Consider the following 622-nt stretch of genomic DNA (forward strand, 5'->3'; position numbering starts at 1 on the left):
ACCATCAACAGTCCAAGTGGCTTGTTGAACTCCAAAACCACGAGAGCACCAATTATCAAATTTGTGATGTGTGAGAAGATTTACATAACTTTCCTCACTGATTATCTTCTTTGAATCAGAGGAATTAGAAACAACGATATTGTCGATACCACAGTAACGATTACTCGCAAAAACAGAATCACGAGATTTTTTTGAAGCTTTCTCAGGAGCTTTTAAGGAAATCACACCTGTGCCCTTAAGACTCTGTGAACTTTGTATCGTTGTTTGCTGCTCTGTTGGAGAAAAATTAGATGCAACGACAGGCGCAACACTCGATAGGAGCGCTGCCATAGCTGTTCCTAATGAAGCAGCTTTCAACAAAGGTGAACGACGAGAAAAAGAATATCCCCTTAAATCACCGCTTTTTAAGATAAGATATGATTTTTTCATAAGAAATCCTCCAATAATAAAAAATGTTTTTTTGACATCAAAAAGACACATTTAGGGGTTATTGAAGAACATGAGATGAGGTAGTAGTCATTTTAAGAATTCTTCAATTAATGAGATTGTAGTTTTTTGGTTTAGGGTTTGGTGCATTTTATAAAAATTTTTTGGTTAGAGTGATTGACATTAAAAAGACATA

At 35.2% G+C, this 622-nt stretch carries 1 pseudogene; it reads right to left on the reverse strand.

From position 1 onward, the window contains the following. Positions 1-429 (reverse strand): annotated as a pseudogene (locus O99_RS06895) (hypothetical protein); the annotation flags it as partial. Positions 430-622: the final 193 nt, after the last annotated feature.

Origin of the sequence: Bartonella rochalimae ATCC BAA-1498 (genome assembly GCF_000706645.1) — a bacterium.
GTDB lineage: Bacteria > Pseudomonadota > Alphaproteobacteria > Rhizobiales > Rhizobiaceae > Bartonella > Bartonella rochalimae.